Genomic DNA, 546 nt, shown 5'->3' on the forward strand with positions numbered 1-546 from the left:
CCGCGAGGCGGCTGGCCATCGTCATCGCCTCTTCCTGGTCGTGCGTGACCATCACGCAGGTCACGTCGACTTTCTCGATGATGTTCACGAGTTCGAGCTGGGTCTTCTGGCGGATCTTCTTGTCGAGCGCGGACATCGGCTCGTCGAGCAAGAGCAGCTTCGGGCGCTTGACCAGCGAGCGCGCGAGCGCGACGCGCTGCTGCTGGCCGCCGGAGAGCTGATGCGGCTTGCGCTGTGCGTACTTGCTCATCTGCACGAGCGCGAGCGCATCGGCCACGCGCTCCTTGATCTCGTTCTTGGGCGTGCCTTCCTGCTTGAGGCCGAACGCGACGTTCGATTCGACCGTCATGTGCGGGAACAGCGCGTACGACTGGAACATCATGTTCACCGGGCGGCGGTACGGCGGCAGCGAAGCAAGGTCCTCGCCGTCGACGAAGATCTTGCCGGAGGTGGCCGTCTCGAGCCCGGCGAGCATGCGCAGCAACGTCGACTTGCCGCAGCCCGAGCTGCCGAGCAGCGCGAACAGCTCGTTCTTCGCGATCGTCA

1 protein-coding gene is annotated in these 546 nt (G+C 65.0%); it reads right to left on the reverse strand.

The annotated features are described in order from the left end of the window. The coding region (locus G3N96_RS39980; protein ID WP_206140512.1) for an ATP-binding cassette domain-containing protein at nucleotides 1–546 on the reverse strand (546 nt) is incomplete at both ends.

The sequence above is a fragment of the Burkholderia sp. Se-20373 genome (assembly GCF_017104705.1).
Taxonomy (GTDB): Bacteria; Pseudomonadota; Gammaproteobacteria; order Burkholderiales; family Burkholderiaceae; genus Burkholderia.